General features: G+C 62.3%; 23 protein-coding genes. 10 read left to right on the plus strand and 13 right to left on the minus strand.

All coding sequences use genetic code 11. From position 1 onward, the window contains the following. The first annotated feature begins 162 nt into the window (after nt 1–162). From G4D77_RS05655 to mobH, 9 genes are all read left to right on the plus strand, one after another. The gene (locus G4D77_RS05655) at nt 163–453 is read left to right on the plus strand and encodes a nucleotidyltransferase family protein (RefSeq protein ID WP_001247892.1); all 291 of its coding nucleotides are present in this window, start codon (nt 163–165) and stop codon (nt 451–453) included. Beyond that, nucleotides 450–836, plus strand: a complete 387-nt coding sequence (locus tag G4D77_RS05660) for a HepT-like ribonuclease domain-containing protein (RefSeq protein ID WP_003100872.1) — start codon at nt 450–452, stop codon at nt 834–836. The genes G4D77_RS05655 and G4D77_RS05660 overlap by 4 nt, the downstream gene beginning before the upstream one ends. Nucleotides 837–851: 15 nt before the next feature. Continuing rightward, nucleotides 852–1,025, plus strand: coding sequence for a hypothetical protein (locus G4D77_RS05665; protein ID WP_166312401.1), 174 nt, complete (start codon nt 852–854; stop codon nt 1,023–1,025). Nucleotides 1,026–1,084: 59 nt separating this feature from the next. Beyond that, nucleotides 1,085–1,441 carry a cupin domain-containing protein gene (locus G4D77_RS05670; protein WP_003465043.1) on the plus strand — a complete coding sequence of 119 codons (357 nt, stop codon included), beginning with the start codon at nt 1,085–1,087 and terminating at the stop codon, nt 1,439–1,441. 254 nt (nt 1,442–1,695) lie between these two features. Next, entirely contained in the window at nt 1,696–2,022 is a 327-nt protein-coding gene (locus G4D77_RS05675) for a hypothetical protein (protein WP_003100858.1), read from the plus strand. Next, a complete protein-coding gene (locus G4D77_RS05680; protein ID WP_003100856.1) occupies nt 2,019–2,519 on the plus strand; it encodes a hypothetical protein in 501 nt (166 codons plus the stop codon). The genes G4D77_RS05675 and G4D77_RS05680 overlap by 4 nt, the downstream gene beginning before the upstream one ends. After that, nucleotides 2,516–2,887, plus strand: coding sequence for a hypothetical protein (locus tag G4D77_RS05685; RefSeq protein ID WP_003100853.1), 372 nt, complete (start codon nt 2,516–2,518; stop codon nt 2,885–2,887). Before G4D77_RS05680 ends, G4D77_RS05685 begins: the two co-directional genes overlap by 4 nt. Then, the gene (locus G4D77_RS05690; RefSeq protein ID WP_003100847.1) at nt 2,881–3,438 is read left to right on the plus strand and encodes a recombinase family protein; all 558 of its coding nucleotides are present in this window, start codon (nt 2,881–2,883) and stop codon (nt 3,436–3,438) included. Before G4D77_RS05685 ends, G4D77_RS05690 begins: the two co-directional genes overlap by 7 nt. A 265-nt stretch (nt 3,439–3,703) precedes the next feature. Beyond that, on the plus strand, nt 3,704–5,548 hold the full coding sequence (gene mobH, locus G4D77_RS05695) for a MobH family relaxase (RefSeq protein WP_128730095.1): 1,845 nt from the start codon (nt 3,704–3,706) through the stop codon (nt 5,546–5,548). Nucleotides 5,549–5,628: 80 nt separating this feature from the next. Here mobH and G4D77_RS05700 read toward each other — a convergent pair whose 3' ends face one another. The 12 genes from G4D77_RS05700 to G4D77_RS05755 form a co-directional block, all read right to left on the minus strand. Then, nucleotides 5,629–8,280: an excinuclease ABC subunit UvrA gene (locus G4D77_RS05700; protein ID WP_207997093.1), complete on the minus strand. Its 2,652-nt coding sequence runs from the start codon at nt 8,278–8,280 to the stop codon at nt 5,629–5,631. 25 nt (nt 8,281–8,305) lie between these two features. Further along, complete coding sequence (nhaA, locus tag G4D77_RS05705; protein ID WP_128730099.1) at nt 8,306–10,171, minus strand: Na+/H+ antiporter NhaA; 1,866 nt, start codon at nt 10,169–10,171, stop codon at nt 8,306–8,308. Between the two features lie 56 nt (nt 10,172–10,227). Further along, complete coding sequence (locus tag G4D77_RS05710; RefSeq protein WP_128730101.1) at nt 10,228–11,541, minus strand: replication-associated recombination protein A; 1,314 nt, start codon at nt 11,539–11,541, stop codon at nt 10,228–10,230. 51 nt (nt 11,542–11,592) lie between these two features. After that, nucleotides 11,593–12,900: an NAD(P)/FAD-dependent oxidoreductase gene (locus tag G4D77_RS05715; protein WP_128730103.1), complete on the minus strand. Its 1,308-nt coding sequence runs from the start codon at nt 12,898–12,900 to the stop codon at nt 11,593–11,595. 20 nt (nt 12,901–12,920) lie between these two features. Then, nucleotides 12,921–13,751, minus strand: a complete 831-nt coding sequence (gene fghA, locus G4D77_RS05720) for an S-formylglutathione hydrolase (RefSeq protein ID WP_128730105.1) — start codon at nt 13,749–13,751, stop codon at nt 12,921–12,923. Between the two features lie 54 nt (nt 13,752–13,805). Beyond that, nucleotides 13,806–15,140: a DUF3422 family protein gene (locus tag G4D77_RS05725; protein WP_128730107.1), complete on the minus strand. Its 1,335-nt coding sequence runs from the start codon at nt 15,138–15,140 to the stop codon at nt 13,806–13,808. 182 nt (nt 15,141–15,322) lie between these two features. Then, the gene (locus G4D77_RS05730; protein WP_034007259.1) at nt 15,323–15,721 is read right to left on the minus strand and encodes a VOC family protein; all 399 of its coding nucleotides are present in this window, start codon (nt 15,719–15,721) and stop codon (nt 15,323–15,325) included. 43 nt (nt 15,722–15,764) lie between these two features. After that, a complete protein-coding gene (locus G4D77_RS05735; protein WP_128730110.1) occupies nt 15,765–16,874 on the minus strand; it encodes an S-(hydroxymethyl)glutathione dehydrogenase/class III alcohol dehydrogenase in 1,110 nt (369 codons plus the stop codon). A gap of 59 nt (nt 16,875–16,933) precedes the next feature. Continuing rightward, on the minus strand, nt 16,934–17,209 hold the full coding sequence (frmR, locus tag G4D77_RS05740) for a formaldehyde-responsive transcriptional repressor FrmR (protein WP_007182548.1): 276 nt from the start codon (nt 17,207–17,209) through the stop codon (nt 16,934–16,936). A 282-nt stretch (nt 17,210–17,491) separates the two neighbouring features. Continuing rightward, nucleotides 17,492–18,382, minus strand: a complete 891-nt coding sequence (locus G4D77_RS05745; protein ID WP_028690945.1) for a carbon-nitrogen hydrolase family protein — start codon at nt 18,380–18,382, stop codon at nt 17,492–17,494. Beyond that, entirely contained in the window at nt 18,379–18,987 is a 609-nt protein-coding gene (locus G4D77_RS05750) for a GNAT family N-acetyltransferase (RefSeq protein ID WP_023103883.1), read from the minus strand. Before G4D77_RS05750 ends, G4D77_RS05745 begins: the two co-directional genes overlap by 4 nt. Before the next feature lies 1 nt (nt 18,988). Further along, a complete protein-coding gene (locus G4D77_RS05755; RefSeq protein WP_023103882.1) occupies nt 18,989–19,396 on the minus strand; it encodes a ketosteroid isomerase-related protein in 408 nt (135 codons plus the stop codon). Between the two features lie 154 nt (nt 19,397–19,550). Here G4D77_RS05755 and G4D77_RS05760 point away from each other — a divergent pair, with 154 nt between their 5' ends. Continuing rightward, nucleotides 19,551–20,456, plus strand: a complete 906-nt coding sequence (locus G4D77_RS05760; protein WP_023103881.1) for a LysR family transcriptional regulator — start codon at nt 19,551–19,553, stop codon at nt 20,454–20,456. Nucleotides 20,457–20,606: 150 nt separating this feature from the next. On the opposite strand, the gene uvrB is transcribed toward G4D77_RS05760, so the two are convergent. Further along, nucleotides 20,607–22,583 (minus strand): excinuclease ABC subunit UvrB, encoded by a 1,977-nt coding sequence (gene uvrB / locus G4D77_RS05765; protein WP_128730116.1) that lies wholly within the window; start codon nt 22,581–22,583, stop codon nt 20,607–20,609. Nucleotides 22,584–22,596: the final 13 nt, after the last annotated feature.

Below are 22,596 nucleotides of genomic sequence, written 5' to 3' on the forward strand. Positions count from 1 at the left end.
CGCTGCTATAGTGCAGTCGGCTTCTGACGTTCAGTGCAGCCGTCTTCTGAAAACGACAGGCGCGGCACGGGAATCAAGGCATTGCGATTCTCGAAAATAGTTCTTGAAATTCTATTCTTGATTGCATATCATCTCAACGAGTTTCGATAAGAAAGGATGCCCATGCGACCGTCTGTTGTGCTTGACATGAAGCGAAGCGCAGTGCGTGAAGCGGTAGGCCGCTTTCGCGCCGCGAACCCGCGCGTCTTCGGCTCGGTGCTGCATGGCACCGACCGGGATGGCAGCGACCTCGACCTGTTGGTCGATGCGCTGCCCGGTGCCACGTTGTTGGACTTGGGCGATTTGGAAGAAGAACTGAAATCGCTGCTCGGCGTTGACGTCGATCTGCTGACTCCCGGCGACCTGCCGCCGAAGTTCCGGGCCAAGGTGCTCGCGGAGGCGCAACCGATATGAGCGAGAACCGCCTGCCCGATTACCTCGACCACATTCAGCAGGCCGCAACCGATGCGCGCAGCTTCGTGGAAGGGATGGCCAAGGACGACTTCTTGGCCGACAAGCGCACCCAGCAGGCCGTCATCATGAGCCTGATCGTCATCGGCGAGGCGGCCACAAAGGTGATGGATGGCTACGTCGAGTTCACCCAGGCGCATGCCGACGTGCCGTGGCGCAGCATGCGCAATATGCGTAATCGCATGGCTCACGGCTATTTCGACATCAACCTCGATGTGGTGTGGGAGACGGTACAGGAATGGCTGCCGGCGTTGCTCCAGCAATTGCCCGCCGTGCGTCAGGATGCCGACGATGAAGACCGTAACGACAAAGGCATGGAGCCATGACCAATCAAGCCGCCGATGTTCGGCCCCTCTGGCGTGTTCGATCCCGCGACCTATGAGCCGCGCTCGGGCAAGACCTTCTGGATGGCCGCAACGGACGAGAGTTCGCTGGTGGGCAAGGAGGCAGCAGCCGACACGCTCATCGGCAACTGCACGACCGCACGACCAGCCTCCCGTTCAAATTCGAGTTAGAATTCGAGTTAGAACTCATATCCAGCCTGTCTGGGGGCACTGTGAAAGAGGGATCTCCGATGACTGTTGAATCGAGAATATTTTCTGTAGCCGAGTATGTTCAGCCGTCCGAAGGCGAGCCTATTCGTTCCGTTGTGCTTGAAACCCGAGACTCAATTATCGTGGTTTGGCATGTCCATCCCGGGCAGGAAATTGCGGCTCACATTCATCCTCACGGCCAAGACACGTGGACTGTTTTGTCGGGAATGGCTGATTACTTTCAGGGCAATGGGATTGTTCGTGCCCTCAGGGAAGGTGAGATAGCCGTGGCAAGACCGGGCCAAGTGCACGGGGCGCGAAATACAGGTACCGAGCCATTTGTGTTCGTCTCGGTTGTGGCATCAGCCAATGCCGGTTTCGTATTGGCTGAGCGATAGAGCCCAATCTCTGGAGTTGGTCCAATGAGCGGTCGGGGAGATAGGTAACAGACATGCAGCGGACACGGCTGCTAAACCAGGTCGCAAACCTCCTTGCGTCGCAGCGTGCCGCAAGCGACGCGATCAATCGAATGGGGTCGGCATGAGACTGAACACCATCCAGTTCCCGACCGCGTAGCCGCCTGTCCTGCCGATCAGGTCTTGACCATCGACGCCTGGGATCAGTCCTGAATGTTCTTGGAGACCACTACGTTATGAGCCGCAGCCGCCGCAAAACACCCATCGTCGGGCACACGACCTGCGGCAGCGAGCGCGAGGACAAGAAGCTCTGGCATCAGCGCTGGCGCACCCGTGAGCGCACGGCGCTGACCAGCGCGTCGCCCGAAGCCCTGAGCGCCCATCTGCCCCTGCTGGAAAACCAGGCCAGCAGCGTCTGGTCGATGGGCAAGGATGGCCGCTCCTACTGGCCCGTCAAGCGCCAGGCCGCCACGGCGGATCGCATCGCCAATCACAAGGGACGCAACCCGCAAGAACGCGCCTCCCTGAAAAAGCGCCTGCTGCGCAAGTGGATGAGCAAATGAAGCTCTCCTTCCATCAGCACATTGCGCTGTTCTGGATGATCGGTGCTCCGGGCGTCTTCGCGCCCGTGATCGAGAACGCCAAGCGGCCCGATGCCGGCGCCGTCATGGCGTGGGGTGTCGCGATCGTGGCGGTGATGATCCTCTTCACCCCTTTGCTGCTGCGCTGTCCACCATTCCGGCGCTGGTATGGCCGGACGGATGCGCTGTCGGAGCGGCAGCGCCAGGCGCTTGCCGAGCGCGGCCTGCGCCGCTACTACCAGACCGCTTTCGATGACGGCTACGTGCCCCGCGTGATGCCCTACGTGTGGCGCATCATCTGGACGGTCGGCGGGTTGATGGCTGTGACCGCCGTACTGCCTACCAACACCGGACGGCCAGCCTTCGATGCCTTGGTGGTCTTCTCGACCTGGTATCCGATAGGCGTGATGCTGCTGGTTTTCGCGTCGAGGCCCCTTGGCCGGTTGATTCGCCAAAGAGCACAGGAGCGGCGGAAATGAGCACGTCAACCATCGAGGCGCTGGCCAGCGCCTGGGCAAGGATTGCCGAGGAAGCGGAATTCCCCGCTGACTACGAGGGGACTGCCACACCACAAGCGCATCGGGCTAGCGAAGCTATTCAGGAGCAGATTCGGGAGCGCATCGTCGCCACCAACGACATGCGGCTGTTCAGCCTGCTGCACCTGCTGGGTCAGGCGTCGCTGCGCATGGAGCAAGCGCTGTGGCCGGAGGATTACGAGCGGATGACGCGCGAGGTTGAGGAAGCCCTGCGGCAAGCCACCGACGCCAACGCCAGATCGTACACCCACGAAGAAGTGATGCAGGCGATGCAGGAACGCATCGACCGGGCGCGAGACAAGCCATGTTGATTGGCTATGCGCGCGTCTCGACGCAGGATCAGAACCTGGAGCTGCAACGCGAAGCCTTGAGCAAGGCCGGATGTAAAAAGGTCTTCGAGGACAAGGTGAGTGGCACGCGGGCAGACCGGCCTGGCTTGGCCAAGACGCTCGAAATGCTGCGCGAAGGCGATACTTTGGTCGTCTGGAAGCTCGACCGGCTGGGCCGGTCGGTCAAGCAACTGGTCGATCTGGTCGGCGATCTGCACAAGCACGGTGTCCAGTTCAGGAGCCTCACCGACTCCATCGACACCGGCACACCATCCGGGCGGTTCTTCTTCCACGTCATGGCGAGCCTTGCCGAAATGGAGCGCGAGCTGACCGTCGAGCGCACCCGCGCCGGGCTGGAAGTCGCCAAGCAGCTCGGCCGCAAAGGCGGCCGCAAGCCGAAGATGACCGACAGCAAGATCGAGTCGGCCAAGAAGCTGCTGGCCAGCGGGGTGCCGCCCAAGGACGTGGCCAAGAACCTCGGCGTGTCCATTCCGACGCTGTACCGCTGGGTGCCAGCCTCCACGCACGCTTAGCGTGCTTTATTTTCCGTTTTCTGAGACGACCCCTACCTGGCGGAAGCAGCGTTCCCACAGCATAGGCAGAGGCCAGCGCCGGGTCGCCGTCCAATGCATTCGAGCGGGTTCCACATTGACGCTGGAGCCGCAACCCAGGCCTCGCTATACCGAAACGGTTAAAGGCCAAAGGGCCGAAATGGCAAGGGAATGGGGTGCAAGGGGAAAGGCCCTACCTCGAAAAGGCCAAAAGGCCTCCCGGTCGGCCCGTCATCAGGACACCCACATGCTTTCCCTGTTCCAGCGAAAACGGCCCCCGGTCGCTGCCGCACCGACGCCACCACCCGTCACCGCCCTCTCGAAAGGGCTGCTGCGTCCTGAGTCGGCCGCATCGCTGCTGGCCACCCCACGCCGGCAGAAGCTGCTGGAGCACATCTGGCAGCGTACCTCGCTCTCGCGTAGGCAATTCGCCACCCTGTATCGCACGCCCCTGGAACGCTATGCCGAACTGGTCCAGGCCTTCCCGGCCTCCGAGGCGCATCACCATGCCTACCCGGGCGGCATGCTCGACCACGGCCTGGAGATCGTCGCCTACAGCCTGAAACTGCGGCAGTCCCATCTGCTGCCCATCGGTGCCAGTCCCGAAGACCAGGCGGCGCAGTCCGAAGCCTGGACCGCCGCCGTTGCCTATGCTGCGCTGCTCCACGATATTGGCAAGATCGCCGTCGATCTACACGTCGAACTGGCCGACGGCAGTACTTGGCATCCGTGGCATGGCCCGCTGCACCAGGCGTACCGATTTCGCTACCGTGACGACCGCGAATACCGCCTGCACAGCGCCGCAACAGGCTTGCTCTATCGCCAACTGCTCGACCGCCACGTCCTGGACTGGCTCAGCGACTATCCGGCTCTCTGGGCACCGCTGCTCTATGTGCTGGCCGGTCAGTACGAACATGCCGGTGTACTGGGGGAACTCGTCGTGCAAGCAGACCGGGCGTCGGTGGCCCAGGAGCTGGGCGGCGATCCGGCGCGCGCCATGGCCGCGCCCAAGCACGCACTGCAACGCAAGCTGCTGGACGGGTTGCGCTACCTGCTCAAGGAACAGTTGAAGCTGAACCAGCCGGAAGCCTCCGATGGCTGGCTCACCGAGGATGGTTTGTGGCTGGTGAGCAAGACGGTTTCGGACAAACTGCGCGCACACCTCCTGTCTCAGGGGATCGATGGCATTCCTGCGAACAACACCGCCGTGTTCAATGTGCTGCAGGACCACGGCATGCTGCAGCCCACACCGGACGGCAAGGCGGTCTGGCGCGCGACCGTGACCAGCACGACCGGCTGGTCCCATTCGTTCACCCTGTTGCGTCTCGCTCCCGCGCTGATCTGGGAGTCTGGCGAGCGACCAGCACCTTTCGCGGGCACGGTAGAGATCGACGCGACGCCCGCGGAAAACGACGCCAGCATGTCGGCTCCCGCGCCTACCGTCTCGGTGAACCCAGCGCAGGGAGGTCAAGAGCCTCCGATTTGGGAGGGCGACAGCACCACCATCGTTTCACCGCCCGCAGCCCAGCCCGTGCCCGACGTCATGGAGGATTTGCTCGCGATGGTGGGCTTGGGTGAGTCGGCCGGCGTTGGCCAGGATGCCGAGGAGTTCCTCCACACCCCCGCGCCAGCAACAGCCGCGACGTCCATTCCATCGCCTGCACCTGCACCCGCGCCTACGCCTGGGTCATCGGCAACGAAGCCATCCGGGGAACAGTTCATGGTTTGGCTGAAGCAGGGAATCGCCTCACGACGGCTCATCATCAACGACGCGAAGGCACTCGTGCATACGGTGAATGACACGGCCTACCTGGTCAGCCCGGGTGTGTTCCAACGCTATGCGCAGGAGCATCCCGAAGTGGCCGCACTCGCCAAGCAGGAGAGTCAACAGGATTGGCAGTGGGTGCAGAAGCGCTTCGAGAAGCTGCAGCTACATCGAAAGCAGCCCAATGGCCTGAACATTTGGACCTGTGAAGTCACGGGCCCGAGGAAGTCCCGCCGACTGCATGGCTACCTCCTCGAAGATGGGTCCTTGGCACTCGCCGAAATACCGCCCAACAATCCCTATCTTGCTCTGACTCAGGAAGGATGACGCGATTCGGGCATTGATCGCCACCGTCGTGTGGCGACGATCAATGCCCCGCGAAAATTGGCAACATTTGGCGAACTGAGCTACTCGGCCCGCGCCAACTCCTGTGCAAGGAACGGAGCGGTTCTGCTGCCAGACGTTCGGGCCACCTGCTGAGGGGAGCCCGCCACCACGATGCTGCCGCCGGCAGCGCCTGCACCAGGCCCCACGTCGATCACCCAATCGGCCTGGGCCACCGCGCGCATATCGTGTTCGATCATCACTACGGTATTGCCGGCATCGACCAGGCGCTGCAACTGCACCAGCAGCCGGTCGGCGTCCGACGCATGCAGCCCGGTAGTCGGCTCGTCGAGCACGTACAGGCTTCGGCCGCGCTGGCTGCGCTGAAGCTCGGTCGCCAGCTTGATACGCTGCGCCTCGCCACCGGAAAGCTCGGTGGCCGGTTGCCCCAGGCGCAGGTAGCCCAGTCCGATATCGCGCAGCAGTTGCAGTGGCCTTGCCACAGCGTCTTCACCCGCGAAGAATTCGCTGGCTTCGTCCACGGTCATCTGCAGCACCTCGGCGATGTTGCGCCCGTTCCATTGCACCTTCAGCGTGGCCTCGTTGTAGCGTGCGCCATGGCACGTCGGGCACGGCGCGTACACGCTGGGCATGAACAGCAGTTCCACGCTGACGAAGCCCTCGCCCTCGCAGGTCTCGCAGCGCCCCTTGGCGACGTTGAACGAGAACCGTCCGGCATCGTAGCGGCGGCGTCGCGCATCGGGCGTGGCAGCGAACAGCTTGCGCACATGGTCGAACAGGCCCGTGTAGGTGGCTAGGTTCGACCGCGGCGTGCGCCCGATCGGTTTCTGGTCCACCTGCACCAGACGCTGTACGGCGTCCACGTCGCCCGCCAGATGGCCGCCGGTCGCTTCGATCACTGCCGGCCCTTCGCTGGTGGCGCTTTCGGCTACATCGTCTTCCGGCTCGTGGCCCAGGTGCAGCAGCACCAGCTCCGGCAGGGCCTGCGCGACGAGGCTGGACTTGCCCGAGCCGGAGATGCCGGTGACGGCCGTCAGCACGCCCAGCGGAATGCGCGCATTCACGCCATGCAGGTTGTGGCGGTGAATGTCCTGCAGCTCCAGCCAGCCGGTCGCTTCGCGTGCCCGGCTTCCCGGCGCGGGGATCTCATCGAACAGGTAGCGTGCAGTACGCGATTCGGCAATCTTGCGCAGGCCATCCGGCTCGCCGCTGTAGAGCACGCGGCCGCCACGCTCCCCAGCATCCGGCCCGACATCCACCAGCCATTGCGCGCGGCGCATCAGGTCCAAGTCGTGCTCCACCACGAACACCGAGTTGCCGGCGTCGCGCAGCCGGTCGAGCGCGTCGTACAGGGCCTGGCTATCGGAGGGGTGCAGGCCCGCGGAGGGCTCGTCGAGCACGTACACGACACCGAACAGCAGGGAACTCAATTGCGTGGCCAGCCGCAGGCGCTGCAACTCGCCGGCCGAAAGCGTCGGCGTGGCCCGGTCCAGCGTCAGGTAGCCCAGGCCCAGCCCACGCAGTTGGCGCAGGCGTGCCATCACGCCACCGGCCAGGCGCTGCGCGGCGAGGCGCTTTTCTTCCGATAGCGCCGAGGTGCGGCGCACGTCGGGCGATACCGCATGGACGGCGCGGCCGGAGGCCGCGCGTTCGGCACGGTCGCGTCGGGTCGCTTCCTTGTCCGTAGCCGCCCCCGCTGCATGGGCGCGGAAATCGCCCTGGGCGATGGGTTCGAGCAAGGCCGCCAACTGGTTCAGCGGCATCTGCATGAACGCGCCGATGTCCACGCCGGCGAAAGTGACCGACAGCGCCTCGGGCTTGAGCCGCTTGCCGTGGCAGGTGGGGCACGGTTTGCCCTCCATGAACCGGGACACGCGCTTTCTCATCAACGCGCTCTGGGTGTTGGCAAAGGTGTGCAGCACGTAGCGCCTGGCGCCGGTGAAGGTGCCCATGTAGCTCGGCTCCATCTTGCGCTTGAGCGCGGCGCGGGTTTCGGCGGGCGTGAAGCCGGCGTACACCGGCACCGTCGGTGTTTCCTCGGTGAACAGAATCCAGTCGCGATCCTTCTTCGGCAGGTCCTTCCACGGTCGGTCAACGTCGTAGCCCATGCTGACCAGGATGTCGCGCAGGTTCTGGCCTTGCCAGGCGGGGGGCCAGGAGGCGATCGCCCGCTCGCGGATGCTCAGGGAGGGATTGGGCACCATGATGGCCTCAGTCACCTCGTACACATGGCCCAGGCCGTGGCAGGTCGGGCACGCTCCCTGCGGCGTGTTGGGCGAAAAATCCTCGGCGTACAGCATCGGCTGGTTGGCTGGGTAGGCGCCGGCGCGCGAATACATCATCCGCACCAGGCTGGACAAGGTGGTCACACTGCCCACAGAGGAACGCGCGTTGCTGGAGCCCCGCTGCTGTTGCAGCGCCACCGCCGGCGGCAGGCCGTCGATCGCATCGACGTCCGGCACGCCGGCCTGGTCGATCAGTCGCCGCGCATAGGGGGCCACCGACTCGAAGTAGCGCCGCTGGGCCTCCGCATAGATGGTGCCGAAGGCCAGCGAGGACTTCCCGGAGCCGGAGACACCCGAGAACACCACCAGCGCGTTACGCGGGATGGAGACGTCCACCTCCTTGAGGTTGTTCTCGCGCGCGCCACGCACCTGCACGAGGCCGCTGGCCGCAGCGGTACAAGAGGATTCACCGAAAGAATTGTTTGGCATGTTCTTATCCTGTAGTTCGTCCCGCTCAGGACGGGACTTCCTGAGTTCGGGTGCCGCGGCGGCTGGCTTCGAGCGCTGCGGTGAGAGTGCGGGCGTCGTAGCTGCCGCGCAGGCGGCGACCCTCGACGAAGAACGTCGGCGTGACATGCGCACCGCTGGCGACCGCACTGGCGAGGTCGCGCTCGACACGCTCGATCACCGCAGGGCTGTCGAGATCCGCGATGAACCGATCGACGTCGAGCCCAAGCTCTACGGCGTAGCCGATCAGATCCTCGCGCTCCAGCGCGTGCTGACGGGTGAACACGAAGTCTAGCCACGGCCAGAACATCCCCTGATTCGATGCCGCCTCGGACGCACGCGCGGCGATCGGCCCATGCGGGTGGTGCGGCAACTGGCGCACCACATACCGCAGGTCGTCCCCGAAGTGGGCGCGCAGATCCTCCCAAGAACCGGTAGCGTGCGCACAGTACGCGCACTCGAAGTCCACGTACTCCACCAGCGTGAGCTGCGCGTCCTCTGGCCCGCGAATGTGATCGACCTCGGGATCGACCGGCGGCTCAAGCACCATCGGCAGATCGGCGGTCTCCTCACCCCACCTGCGAGCGGCAACCTTGAAGATGAGCCGCCCGAGCAACGTGGCGAGCATCATCGACACGAGCACGCCGACCGTCGCCTGGCGGCCCAGGTCGGAGGTCGTGCCGAACGCGAGTCCGATGATGAGCAGCGACACGGTGAACCCGATCCCGGACAGTGCCGCACCACCGAACACGCTCCCCATTCCGACACCCGCCGGCAGGCGCCCCAGGCCGAGGCGGACCGCGGCGAGAGTGATGAGCCCGATGCCCAGGAGCTTGCCGAGCACGAGCCCCGCGATGACGCCCCAGGTCACGGGCGAGCCGAAGGCCTCAGCGAGCAGCCCACCACGCATGTCCACCCCGGCGTTCGCCAAGGCGAACACCGGCACGATCAGCAGCGCTGTCGGCAGCCGCAGGAACTCGTGCAGCCGCTCGTTCACCGAGATACCCCGGGACAGCCCGCAGTCCACTGCGCGAGCCGATGCGGCACTCGGAGACTGCCAGAAGTCACGGAACAACTGTCTTGCCGCGACGACCTTGTGACGTTGCGTTGCGTAGGCGGGGATCAGGAGCCCCGCGGCCATCCCGGCGAGGGAGGCATGGATGCCGGAGTACACGGTCGCGAGCCACAGCACGATCACGATCAGCACATAGGGCGTTGCCCGCCACTGGCGGTTGCGCCCTAGCAACCACAACCCGACGAGACTGGCGAGGGCGATCAGCAACGGGACGACCCGGATCTCCTCGCTATAGACGATGCCGATGATGGACACGGCGAGGAAGTCATCGACCACGGTCAGGGTGAGCAAGAACACGCGCAACTGACCGGATAGCCGCGGGCCGACGATCGCCAGGGTGCCCAGCATGAACGCCGTATCGGTACCGACCACCGCCCCCCACCCGTGCAGGCCCTCACTTCCGGCCAGCCCCACGATCAGGACATACACCAGCGCGGGAAGCACGACACCCGCGACCCCCGCGATCAGAGCGAGACGGGCACGGCTGCGGTCCCTGAGCGACCCGTGGGCGAATTCCTGACGCACCTCCAGGCCGATCAGGAAGAAGAAGACGACCATCAGGCCGTCGTTGACCCAGTGATGCAGATCCATGTGCAGGCCCAGCGGCCCGAAGTCAAACCCGACGTCCAGGTGCCACAACTCGAAATAGGCATCGGATAGCGGCGAGTTCGCCCACGCCAGCGCCACGACCGTGACGATCACCAGCAGCACCGCAGCACCAGACTCCGTGTGCAGATAGCGGGCAACTCGTCTTCGTCGGATACTCGCCGAGGATTCACCGAGAGAAGCGTCTGGCATGTTCTTATCCTGTAGTTCGTGAGGTAGCGATGGGCCGATTTCGGGGGAGATGTCGGTCAAGCGTCCGGGCTTGGCGGCGTCGCGTCATCGAGCGAGCGCAGCCAAGTAAGCCTTTCTCCCAGCCTTCGCTCGACGCCCCTGTCCGTTGGCTGGTACCAGCCCGGCCGCGCCACGCCCTCGGGAAAATAGGTTTGCCCAGCGGCATAGCCGTTGGGCTCATCATGCGCGTAGCGGTAGCCTTCGTGATATCCCATCTGCTTCATCAGCTTCGTCGGCGCATTGCGAAGATGGAGCGGCACAGGCTGGGAGCCGCTGCGCTTGACGAATGCCTTGGCCTGATCCCAGGCCGCATAGGCGGCATTCGACTTGGGGGCCAGAGCGAGGTAAGTCACCGCCTGGGCCAGCGGTATCTCGCCTTCGGGCGAGCCCAGCCTGTCGTAGGCCAGCGCGGCATTGAGTGCCAGTTGCAGCGCCTGCGGGTCGGCATTGCCGATGTCTTCGCTGGCCATCACCACCATGCGGCGGGTCACCTGGCTCACGTCGCCGCTGCCGTCGAGGATGCGGGCCAGCCAATACAGGGCCGCATCGGGGTCGGAGCCCCGTAGCGACTTGTGGAAGGCTGAGAGCTGCCAGTAGAACTCGTCACCGCCCTTGTCGAACCTGCGCAGCGATGGACTGGTGGACAGCTTGGCGAACTCGCCATCGACCACGGTCTTGCCAGCGCCCGACGCCGCATTCGTCACCTGCTCAAGCAGATTGAGGAAGCGCCTGCCATCGCCATCGGCAAAGCCCTTTAGCAGGTCCAGCGCGTCCGCGTCCAACGTGACGCCCTGGAGATGCGGCAGTGCGCGTTCGTAGAGCTGGTTCAGTTCGTCGCTGGACAGCGGTTCGAGGGTATAGACCTGCGCACGCGAGAGCAGTGCGGAATTGACCGCCAACCCCGGATGCTCGGTCGTCCCCCCCACCAGGGTCAGGAGCCCCGACTCGACATGGGGCAGCAGGGCATCCTGCTGCGCCTTGTTGAAGCGATGGATCTCATCGACGAAAAGCACCGTCGATCGACCATGGTTGTCCAGTTCGGCCTGGGCCTCGTCGATGGCTTGCCGGATGTCCTTCACCCCGGCCAGCACGGCCGAGATGGCGATGAATCGGCTGTCGGTCGTACTGGCGGCCAGGCGCCCTAGGGTGGTCTTGCCCACGCCTGGGGGCCCCCAGAGGATGAACGAGTGCAACTTGCCCGCCTCGAACGCGAGACGCAGCGGCTTGCCGGGGCCGAGCAAGTGCCGTTGCCCGACGAATTCGTCCAGCGTCTTGGGCCGCAGGAGTTCGGCCAAGGGAGGCTTGGGCTTTGTCGTGAATAGATCGGTCAAGTTCCTCTCCCTGGCATTTCTGATAGTTGACGTTCCGATAAAGTGGGCACCTCAATCCAGAGAGCCGGATTTATCCAACGCCGTGGGCTCTTTGTCGGCAATCGCATGCATGATGATGCGAGAGCCGCGGTAGCCGATGCTGTGGTTCCATACCCAGCTCAAAGCGACGCTGAGACGATTTCGCGTACCGATCAGAAAGTAGATATGCGCGAGCTTCCAGATCCACCACGCAAAGGCACCACGCAGCTTAACCCGCCCCATGTCAATCACGGCCAGGCTGCGGCCGATGGTGGCCAGGTTCCCCTGATGCCGGTATTTGAAAGGCCCGTCAGCGGACTTGCCTTTCAAACGCCGTCCAATGAGGTTGGCGACGTACTTCCCTTGCTGTTTGGCGGCCGGGGCGATGCCCGGTACGGGCTTCCCGTCGGCCATAGTGCACGAGGCGGTATCGCCGATGGCGAAGACCTCCGGGTGGCCGGCCACCGTCAGGTCGGGACCGACGACCACTCGACCGGCACGATCGGACGCAGCACCCAGCCAGCGAGCCGCGGGAGACGCCTGAACCCCGGCCGCCCAGACGATGGTCTTGGCCGAAAGGGGCTTGCCGCCATACACCACGCCGTCGGCCGAGCATTCGGTGACCGGAGTACCCAGCACGACCTCGACCCCGAGCTTTTCGAGCGCCTGGCGCGTATAGGCCGACAGATCCTCTGGAAAGACGGACAACAGACGCGGGCCAGCCTCGATCAGTACGACACGCGACGTGCCCGGGTCGATCGAGCGGAAGTCACGCGCCAGCGTGTCTCGTGCAAGCTCGGCAATGGTTCCGGCCAGTTCGACTCCGGTGGGACCACCACCGATGATGACGAACGTCTGCAGCGCGGCACGCTGCTGGGGATCGCTCGTGCGCTCGGCCTCCTCGAAGGCCGCGAGGATTCGGCCGCGAATGGTCGTGGCATCTTCCAGCGTCTTCAACCCCGGTGCGAAAGCCCCCCATTCGTCATGTCCGAAATAGGCATGGGTAGCGCCTGTCGCGAGCACGAGCGTGTCGTAGGCTTGCCGCGAGCCATTGTTGAGAATGACCTCGCGCGCGTCCTGGTCGATACCTTCCACTTCCGCCATCAAAGTGTTCACTTCCGGGCGATTGCGGAAGAGATAGCGAATAGGCCAGGCGATCTCCGATGTCGAGAGTGACGCCCCTGCAACCTGGTAAAGCAAGGGTTGGAACAGGTGATGATTGCGCCGATCGATGATCGTCACATCGACCTCGGCACCGGCAAGCTGGTTGGCAACTTCGATCCCGCCAAAGCCCGCCCCGATGATGACGACGTGATGTCGGTTTTTGGAGGTCTTTATCATGACCTGATCTCCTCTCTGTATCAGCGTTTCAGCGCCGAGGCGTGGTGTGCCATGTGCTCGCCAATGAAGCTGGCAATGAAGTAGTAGCTGTGGTCGTAGCCTGGGCGCAGATTCAACGTGAGCGGGTGCCCCGTCTCGTCGCAGGCTTTGCGCAGCAGATCGGGCTGAAGCTGACTCTCCAGGAACTCGTCGCCCAAGCCCTGATCCACCAGCAGCGGCAGACGCTCCTGCACGGTGCGAATCAGCTCCACGGTGTCGTACTGCTTCCACGCCTCCCGGTCGCTGCCCAGGTACGCCTCGAAGGCCTTGTGTCCCCAGGGAACCTGGGTGGGCGCGACGATGGGCGAGAAGGCCGAGACGCTTCGATAACGGCCCGGGTTGCGCAGGGCGATGACCAGAGCACCGTGTCCCCCCATGGAATGGCCGCTGATGCTCCGCTCCGCTGTCACGGGAAAGTGGGCCTCGATCAGCGCCGGTAGTTCCTGCACCACGTAGTCATACATCCGATGATTCGCAGCCCAGGGTTCCTGCGTGGCGTTGACGTAGAAACCCGCCCCCTGTCCGAGGTCATAGGCGGGATCGTCGGCGACGCCTTCGCCGCGAGCGCTGCTATCGGGTGCGACGACGGCAATGCCATGTTCGGCCGCGTAGCGCTGGACTGCGGACTTCGTGATGAAGTTCTGCTCGGTGCAGGTGAGGCCCGAAAGCCAGTACAGCACCGGCACCTTGCCGTGCTGCGCCTGCGGAGGCAGATAGACGCCGACTTTCATCGTGCAGCCCAGCGTCGTGGATTCATGCTGATAGACGTCCTGCCAACCATCAAAGCTGGTGTGATGTTCGACGCGTTCCATGTTGTTCTCCTGTATTAAAACGGCGCTGCGATCGCGCGCCAGGGTGGCAGTCCGTCAGGAAGGTTTCTCTTCCGCCGCCGTGTCGCCGTGGGCGTGTCTGATCCTGCGCACGATCCACCAGATCGTCAGCATCACCACAGGCACCAGAACCGCCGTCACCGGCGCCACAACGTCGTGAACGAGCGGAATGCCCTTGAGCAGATAGCCGAGAAGGCTCACGACGTAATAGGAGATTGCCGCGACCGACAGGCCTTCGACGGTTTGCTGAAGGCGCAATTGCATCTTGGCCCGGTTGTTCATCGAAGCCAGCAGATCGCGGTTCTGGCGTTCGAGTTCGACGTCGACCCAGGAACGCAGCAAGGCGATGGCCCGGGTCAGCTTGTCGGAGAGCTTGGCCTGGCGTTCCTTTACCGATTGGCATGTCCGCATGGCTGGAGCGATGCGGCGCTGCAGGAAATCCGCCCAGGTGCAGTACCCGGATACGGCCTCTTCCGAAAGCGCTGCCAGCCTTTCCTCGACGATCTCGTAGTAGGCACGGCTGGCGCCGAAGCGATAGAGATTCGCCGCAACGCCGGCTTCCAGCTCGGCAGCCAGGCCGGTCAGTTCGGACAGCAGCACGTCGCTGTCGCGCCGTTCCACCAAGCTCGTACACATCTCTTCGGTGATCGCTGCGAGCCGCGACTCCATGCGTCGCAGTTCCGACGCCATCGATCGTGTCAACGGCAGCGACAGCAACGCCAAGGTACGGTAAGTCTCGATCTCCAGCAGACGTTGGGCCAGCGCCCCCGCCCGCGCCGGGGTCAAATCCCGGGCAAGGATGAGGATCTGCGTCAGGCCGTCCTCATCCTGTCGAAAGTCGGTCAGGATGGCGGCAGAGCCGTTCTCCACCAGCGAGTAGCACAGGCTGGCAGGATCGAAGCGATCGGCCTCCTTCTGCGTTTCCGGCGTCCATGGAAGCAGTCTCAAACGGATGCCGGATACGACCTGGCCCGGAGCGACAAATCCATGCTTGAACGGGTTTTCGCCGCACGGCTCTCCCGTCTCGGAATCCAGCGAAGCGCACCAGAGATACGTCGAGAACTCGGTGTGCTTTTCGCAGTGCAGGTCTCCCTCGTCCCATGTCACGCCGTGAAGCGGCGTAGCATGGTCGGGCTCGGCAACGCCGAAGCGATGAGACAACTCGCTCATCGCCACCTGATCCTTGGCCACGTCGCCTTCGGTCATGAAAGCGAGCTGCAATATGCTGCGGGGGGCCTGAAGCAACAGATGCGGGCGCGCGTGCACTTCACCCACGGCTGCAGCACGATCGGCATAGGCCGGCATGCCGTACACGGTGGCGGTCGGGGCGGGTTGTGCGGTCGTCGTATCGATGTTGGCCGGCTCTTTCATAACGACCTCATTTCTCATTGGTTGAAAAACACGCTTCAAGGTAAATGCCCGCAGCCATGCGTTTCGCACATGGCTGCGGGCCGATCTTCATGAGCAGGCACCGCCCTACAGGGTCTGTCTAATAGGCTCGCCGGATAGAGGCTTGTGCTGGCCCTTTCAGAACGCCCTCAGCTTCCTTGCTTTCAGACGAAGGTGTACGAGCAGACCTTGTTGCCCGCCGGATCACGCAGGTAGGCCGCATAGGCACCCGGCAGGTGACCACGCGGGCCGGGCTGGCCCTCGTCGGTGCCGCCTGCGGCAAGGCCGGCGGCATGGAAGGCATCCACTTCGGCGGGAGTGGCGGCCGCAAAGCCGATCGTCACGCCGTTGCTGGAGGGCGCTTCACCATTACCCGGGCGGGCGATGATGAAAGCCGGCTTTTCACGACCGAAAAGCACCCATCCGTTGCCGAAAGGACCGAGGTTCTTGATGCCGAGAGCACCCAGGGCGGCGTCGTAGAACGCGGCCGACTTCTGAACGTCGGCGGCGCCGATGAAGACGTGCGAGAAGATGCCGTCGCCGGAAATGACAGGATTGGACATGGTTAATTTCCTTGGTGGTTGGTGTTGAATGGAGAGTGAGTGATCAGTAGTGGATCACCGTGCGAATCGACTTGCCTTCGTGCATCAGGTCGAAGGCCTTGTTGATGTCGTCGAGGCCCATGGTGTGGGTGACGAACGGGGCGAGATCGATCTCGCCTTTCATTGCGTCTTCCACCATGCCCGGGAGTTGGGTGCGCCCCTTGACCCCGCCGAAAGCAGAGCCCTTCCAGGTGCGGCCGGTGACCAACTGGAACGGACGGGTCGAGATTTCCTTGCCGGCACCGGCGACGCCGATGACGATCGATTGGCCCCAACCACGGTGGGCAGCTTCCAGGGCCGAGCGCATCACGTTGACGTTACCGATGCACTCGAAGGTGTGATCGACACCCCAGCCGGTCATCTCGATGAGAACCTCGTGGATCGGCTTGTCGAAGTCCTTCGGGTTGAGGCATTCGGTCGCGCCGAAGGTACGAGCCAGCTCGAACTTCGCCGGATTGGTGTCGATGGCGATGATTCGACCTGCCTTGGCCTGGCGTGCACCCTGAATCGCAGCGAGACCGATGCCGCCGAGGCCGAAGATGGCCACCGAGTCGCCCGGCTGCACTTTGGCCGTGTTGTGAACGGCGCCGATGCCGGTGGTCACACCGCAACCCAGCAGGCAGACGTGCTCGGGATTGGCGTCCGGGTTGATCTTGGCCAGCGAGACTTCGGCGACCACCGTGTATTCGCTGAAGGTCGAGCAGCCCATGTAGTGGTAAAGCGGCTGGCCGTTGTACGAGAAGCGGGTCGTACCATCGGGCATCAGCCCCTTGCCCTGGGTTGCGCGAACCGCGACACACAGGTTGGTCTTGCCGGACTTGCAGAACAGGCACTCGCCGCATTCGGCGGTGTAGAGCGGAATGACGTGATCGCCAGGCTTCACGCTGGTCACACCTTCGCCCACCTCCACGACGATACCCGCCCCCTCGTGACCCAGCACGACCGGGAAGAGACCTTCGGGGTCGTCGCCCGACAGGGTGAAGGCGTCGGTATGGCAAACGCCGGTATTCGTGATCTTGATGAGCACCTCGCCCTTGCGCGGCGGCTCGACGTCGATCTCGACGATTTCCAGCGGCTTTCCTGGCCCGAAGGCAACTGCTGCACGTGATTTCATGATGTCGCTTCCTTTACTAGCTAACTAAATTTGCCCTCACCGAGGGCACCCTGGTGCCTCTATCGCAGATAGGAGCGGACGATAGAGATGGTCTCGTCAATGGACTTGTTCTGCGAATCGCTCCTGATTTCGCTACTGGGAAATTCTTCCCGCAGATAGCTCTCCAGAACGGTTGCCATCAATCCGTTGACTGCCCCACGAACGGCCGCAAGCTGCTGAAGAATTGCAGGGCATTCCGCACCTGCATCAAGCGCTTGCTCAAGAGTCGCTACCTGACCTTTGATGCGCCGGATGCGCGTCAGTGCTTGCTTCTTTTCTTCCGGACTGTGTGGCATCGAACACCTCTCTACTTGGGTACACCGCCGCATTATACAATACTCCCCCATAGTATATGCGGCCGAACTTCGCCACAAATTCTGTGCTCTTCGAGCACTCTTACAGGCTAGTACAGGTTTGTTCCCAAGAAGCGCAAAACATTCAAATCAATGAATATTTCTTGCATGTATCGACAGCATCGGGGCAAGTTCAAAACTGGTCAAACTGGAAAAATCTATGCGCAGATAGATATGACCTATCTAAGCCGACTCATCGAGTTGAAGCTATCAAGATGAGACCGGCTAGGCGACCTGATGACCCGAGTGTCGCGCTTTCCGCAGTGCAGGCAACATCTGTCCGTCCCAGTCACGATCGACCGCAACCTGGGCCTGTTCTTGGTTTCGTTCGAGTGCTTCAACGTCAAGATCACCGATCGCCCATGTCTGCGTGCCGCAAGTAGTCGCGAGAATGCCATCCTCGGGGAATCCACGATCCATGGGTGCATAGATCGTGGCCTCGCCAGTGTTCGTGTCCAGCGCCGGACTCCAGTCAGCAGCTCCGGTCGTCACGGCCTGTGCGACGAACATCCGGTTCTCCAGTGCCCGCGCCATGCAGCCCACACGAACCCGGGTTGCACCTGCCCTCGTGTCCGTACAGCTCGGGACCAACAGCAGGCGTGCACCCGCCTCTCGCTGGGCTCGCACGGGCAATGGAAACTCACTGTCGTAGCAGACAGCGATGCCGGCACGCACGCCATTCAGGTCGAACACCTTGAGTTCGTCGCCCCCCTCGATGACGCCAGTGTCTTTCTCGAACCCCGTCAACTGCAATTTGTCCTGGTAGTCACGCGTGCCGTCCGGCGCAAACCACCACGCCCGGTTGCGATAGCGATCCGGTCCAACCCGGGTCAAGAACGTACCGGCCTGAATGGTCATGCGCAGCTCGCGCGCCAGGTCGGTGTACAGGGCCAGCCACGCAGGCTGCAAGGCCTGCAGCGCGGCCAGCGAGGCGTTGAAATCCTGGCGGATGCCAGGCTCGAACATCGCAGCCAGTTCGAGGGACAGATATTCGGGCAAGACGGCCAGTTCCGCTCCGGCACGGCTCGCCTCCTCCAGAACCCGCCGCTGCCGCGCTGCGAATGCCTCGAAGCCCGTGGGCTGACCCACTGCGTATTTCGCAACTGCTACTTTCATTTCGCGTTCTCCAGGGAGCGCAGCCACATCGTGAGCGTCTGCTCGGTTTCGCTCGGCTCACCCACCTGTTTCCAGGGCAGCGTAACCTTCATGTCCGACTGCCGCACGTAGCCACGACGGGTCCAGAAGGGATCATTACTGCGGTAGTTGGAAGGACGCCGGGGATCGTCGTCTGCTCGATCCACCGACGCGAACGATGTCCACTGCATGCCGCCCAACGAACGGGCATGCGCTTCGCGTTCGTCAAAGAAGCGATGGCCCAGGCCAAGGCCCCGGAAGGCCGGGAGCAGGACTGATTCGCCGCAGTAAAACACTGCCTCCATCGGGATTCCTCGATCGGCGAACGGCACCTGGAAGGCCGGCTCCGCATCGCCGAGCGGCAATCCCGTGGACGCACCCACGACCACGTCATCAGCGAGCGCGAGTACCAGCAGGCTGTCTGCCGAACGGGCGTACATAGCGAGGTAGTGCTTCTCGTATTCGGTGTCGCCCTCGTACAGGTAAGGAAAGCTGCGGAAGACGCTCGCCCGCAGGCCTGCCACGGCATCGAACCATTCGGCAATGTCCGGACCACGACGAACCAGCACCTGCACGTCGCTGGTCATTTCAGGCGTCCCCTCCAACCTGTGCGATCCAGTCGCCGAGGTTGTAGTAGTTGGTGACACGAGCGATCTTGCCATCGCGGATCTCGAAGAACGCGCCGCCCGGCAGCACGTAGCGCTGGCCCTGGGCTTCCGGCAGCCCGTCGTCCGTGACCTTGTATTCGCCATGCACCACGTACTCCGCGCCTGCACACAGGCCGTCGGCGCTGACCATCACCACGATCCCGCGCAGTTGCTCGCCATAGCAGCGGTCCATGCGCTGCAGGAAGGCGCGGAAGGCTTCGCGACCGACCTCACGAGCGCCCTGGTTCAAGTCGTGCGCGACGTCATCGGTCAACATTGACAGCATGGCCTCGCGGTCACCGCGGTTGAAGGCGTCGTAGTAGGCAGTGATGAGGGTCGCAGCGTTCATTCGCGTTCCTTATTGGGTTGTTCGGAGCGGAGCATTCCGGGGTGTTGTCAGTCTGGGCAACCGCGCCTCCCTTGTATATGGAATTGTTGCGATTTTATAATTCCACAATCTGGAACAATCAACGAGCAGCGAAATCGGCCATAAGGCGTGCGTCATGAACAAGGAAATGGAACTACTGCGCATCTTTCGGGTGGCGGCCGAAAGCAGCAGTTTTCGCGATGCGGCCGTCCGGCTGGGGACTTCTCCGCAAGGTGTAACCCGTGCCATCCAGCAACTGGAGCAACACTACGGCGAGGTGTTGTTTCATCGAAGCACGCGCCAGGTGCGCATCACCGCCTTCGGCGAAGGGCTGCTAGACCAAGTGCGCCCCGCATTGGAGCGGTTCGAGGATCTGTGGCGAACGCCTGGCTCCGACCAGCAGGCCTCTCTGTCCGGTACGGTTCGCATCACCGCACCGCACAGCTTGGGCACCAGAGCGGTGCTACCGGCACTGGAGCGCGTGGCCGCGCGCCATCCCGGCATCACGCTGGATGTGCGCCTGTCCGATCGCATCAGCAATACGGTTGACGAAGGGATTGACGTCGGGATCAGGGTCGGATTCATGCGCGATAGCCGCTTCGTCGCACGCAAGGCCGCCGACATGAGACTCCCCATCGTTGCCGCTCCGCGCCTGATCAAGAAAGTGGGCGTACCTGCAAACATCGATGCGCTAAGCAGCCTGCCAGTTACCGTGGCCTTGGATATCAATACCGGCCGTCCCTGGCCTTGGCACTTCAAGGCGGGACGCCAGTGGACACCTACCGCACCCACTCTCGTCGCCGACAATGCCGACATGGAAATGGGAGCGGCGCTGGCCGGGATCGCGTTCGCGCAACTGGCGGACTACATGGCCGCCCCCTACATTGCCAGCGGGAAGCTCGTGCGAGTGCTGGAGAACGAAGAACCTCCGGCATGGGGGTTGTACGTCTATCGGCCTCAGCGTGGCCCCATTCCGGGAAGGGTTCGAGCGGTATTTGATGAAATGCTGGTCGCCGTTGGATCGTTGCCAGCTTTGCGCTGACACGTCGCAAGACGCTGTAGGGCACACACCTTGGAAAGCGGGGCACTGAGCCTCGGCGGCTCACCCCTCCGGTTGAATGATGAGCCGACCGTCTGCCCGCTTGCCCCAGGTGCAGATCGGTCGGCCATGCAACCCAATGCCGGCGAACGATTAGATGTAAATGAATTGCCGGTACAACCCATCCAACTGATGACGAATGTCTTCGACGCGCTGCTCGTCACCGGTATCGGTAAATTCGAGTAGCTGCTGTTCCTTGGCAGTGATCTGATCGCAAAGGTCGGACAAGTTCTCGCAGAAAGCCTCGGAATGAACGGTGGGCTCCTCCGTATTCGTCTCTTCCCCTGCTAGTTTTCGCACAGACGAGGCTGGAGAAATCCCATTTTCCTCGTTAAAGGCAATTTGAAGCTGCCTGCGCCTATTGGTCTCATCGATCGCCTGCTTCATCGCCGGCGTCACCGCGTCGGCGTACAAGATCGCCTTGCCGTTTTCATTCCGAGCGACTCGACCGATCATCTGAATGAGCGCATGGGCCGAACGCAAGAACCCTGCACGGTCTGCATCGAGAATGGCAACCAATGATGCCTCTGGAATATCCAGCCCTTCGCGCAAAAGACTAATCCCAATCAAAACATCGAACTCTCCTGCGCGCAGGCCATTGATGATCTCAACACGATCCTCCGCTTTTATGTCCGAATGCATGTAGCGCGCTCGAATCCCGTTGTCCGTCAAGAAATCCGTTAGCTCTTCTGCACTGACCTTCGTCAGCGTAGTCACAAGCACTCGATTCTTTCTCTTCACGCACTTCGATATTTCGGCAAGCAGGTCATCTATGTATCCATCCGCTTTCCGCACTTCAACCTTGGGGTCAAGCAGTCCCGTTGGCCTGATAACCTGTTCGACAACCCTGCCTTTCGACACCCTCAGCTCGTAGTCGCCCGGAGTAGCGGAAACAAAGATGGTCTGAGGCTTGACCTTCTCGAACTCGTCAAAGTTCAATGGCCGGTTGTTCTTCGATGAAGGCAAACGGAACCCGTAATCGATCAGCGTGTCCTTGCGCGCCTGATCCCCCCGGTACATTGCGGATATCTGTGGCACCATGACATGAGATTCATCGACGAACAGCAGCCCGTCTTTCGGCAAATAATCCAGCAACGTGATCGGAGGAGAAGCTGCGTCTCGGTCGCTGAAGTAGCAGGAATAATTCTCCATCCCCGAGCAATAGCCGACCTCGCGCATCATTTCCACGTCATGCGTGATCCGCTCGTACAGCCTGTTTGCCTCGACCAAGCGATTATTCCTGTTCAGCTCGGCAACCCGCTCTTCCATATCAGCGAGTATCTTTTTGGATGCAGAATCTATTTTGTTCGTGGGCGGTGCGAAAAGCGTTTTTGGCGAAACCAAATAATGGTCTATCTCTCCCAACGTCTTGCCAGTAACAGGGTCCATCCATTGGACAGACGCAACAGTGTCATCCAACAGTTCCACCCGAACCGCCCTGTACTCGGAATCAGCGGGGAAAATGTCAATCACATCACCTTGGACGCGGAACGTTGCACGCTTGAGAGTGCGCTCCGTGCGATCATATTGCAGCAAAGCCAAGCGACGAATTAGCTCTCTCTGGTTTAGTTTGACCCCAGGGGACAGAGCGATCTGTAGCGCTCGATATGCATCTGGATCACCCAGGCCGTAGATTGAAGACACCGAAGCGACGACGATCACGTCACGACGCTCAATCAAGGATTTGGTCGTGGACAGGCGCAGGCGCTCAAGGTGGTCATTGATGGCCGAGTCCTTTGGAATGAAACGATCGGTGCCCGGCATATAGATTTCGGGCTGAAAATAATCGTAGTAGGAAACGAAGTACTCGACCGCGTTCTCAGGAAAGAAGTGCTTCATTTCACCATAAAGCTGCGCGGTCAACGTCTTGTTAGGAGCCAAGATCAACGTAGGCCGCTTCAGACGATGAATCACATTGGCCATGGTGAAGGTCTTACCTGAGCCGGTGATACCTTTCAGCGTCTGGTGCGTCGCACCTTCTTCTATGTCCGACAGCAGGCGCGCTATCGCCTCTGGCTGGTCCCCCGCCGGCGTATAGTTGGAGTGCAGAATAAACATACCGGTTGACATTAGATATCTCCTA

The organism is Delftia sp. WY8 (assembly GCF_018437695.1).
GTDB classification, from domain to species: Bacteria; Pseudomonadota; Gammaproteobacteria; order Burkholderiales; family Burkholderiaceae_C; genus Comamonas; species Comamonas tsuruhatensis.